The sequence below is a fragment of the Kitasatospora sp. NPDC086791 genome (assembly GCF_040685975.1).
Classification (GTDB): Bacteria; Actinomycetota; Actinomycetes; order Streptomycetales; family Streptomycetaceae; genus Kitasatospora.
The window spans coordinates 1-1,100 of sequence record NZ_JBFBOC010000084.1 but is presented as its reverse complement, the minus strand read 5'-3'; the positions used below and the strand labels follow the sequence as shown (position 1 = coordinate 1,100).

Genomic DNA, 1,100 nt, shown 5'->3' with positions numbered 1-1,100 from the left:
CTGGTGTCGCTGAACGACGGCGCCGGCGCCCGGATCCAGGAAGGCGTCACCGCCCTGGCCGGCTACGGCGGCATCTTCCAGCGCAACACCAAGGCCTCCGGCGTCATCCCGCAGATCTCCGTGATGCTCGGCCCCTGCGCCGGCGGCGCCGCCTACTCCCCCGCGCTCACCGACTTCGTCTTCATGGTCCGCGAGACCTCCCAGATGTTCATCACCGGCCCCGACGTCGTCCAGGCCGTGACCGGCGAGAAGATCACCCAGAACGGCCTCGGCGGCGCCGACGTGCACGCCGGCGTCTCCGGCGTCTCGCACTTCGTCTACGACGACGAACAGTCCTGCATCGAGGAGGTCCGCTACCTCCTCTCACTGCTGCCGCAGAACAACCGCGAGATGCCCCCGCCCGCGGTCAGCGACGACCCCGTCGAACGCCGCAACGACAGCCTGCTCGACCTCGTCCCCGCCGACGGCAACCGCCCCTACGACATGCGCAAGGTCATCGAGGAGATCGTCGACCACGGCGAATACCTGGAGATCCACGAACGCTGGGCCACCAACGTCCTGTGCGTCCTCGCCCGCATCGACGGCCACGTCACCGGCATCATCGCCAACCAGCCCCAGTCCCTGGCCGGCGTCCTGGACATCAACGCCAGCGAGAAGGCCGCCCGCTTCGTCCAGATGTGCGACGCCTTCAACATCCCGCTGCTCACCCTGCTCGACGTCCCCGGCTTCCTGCCCGGCGTCGACCAGGAACACGGCGGCATCATCCGCCACGGCGCCAAGCTCCTCTACGCGTACTGCAACGCCACCGTCCCGCGGATCTCGCTCATCCTGCGCAAGGCCTACGGCGGCGCCTACATCGTCATGGACTCCCGCTCCATCGGCGCGGACCTCTCCTACGCCTGGCCGACCAACGAGATCGCCGTCATGGGCGCCGAAGGCGCGGCCAACGTCATCTTCCGCCGCGAGATCAACGCCGCCGAGGACCCGGACGCCATGCGCGCCCAGAAGATCAAGGAATACAAGAACGAGCTGATGCACCCGTACTACGCGGCCGAACGCGGCCTCGTGGACGACGTCATCGACCCCACCGAGACCCGCCA

The 1,100-nt window shown here is 68.4% G+C and carries 1 protein-coding gene; it reads left to right on the top strand.

The window, feature by feature from the left end; genetic code table 11:
• The coding region (locus AB0Q99_RS34320) for an acyl-CoA carboxylase subunit beta (protein WP_363578192.1) at window positions 1–1,100 on the top strand (1,100 nt) is incomplete at both ends.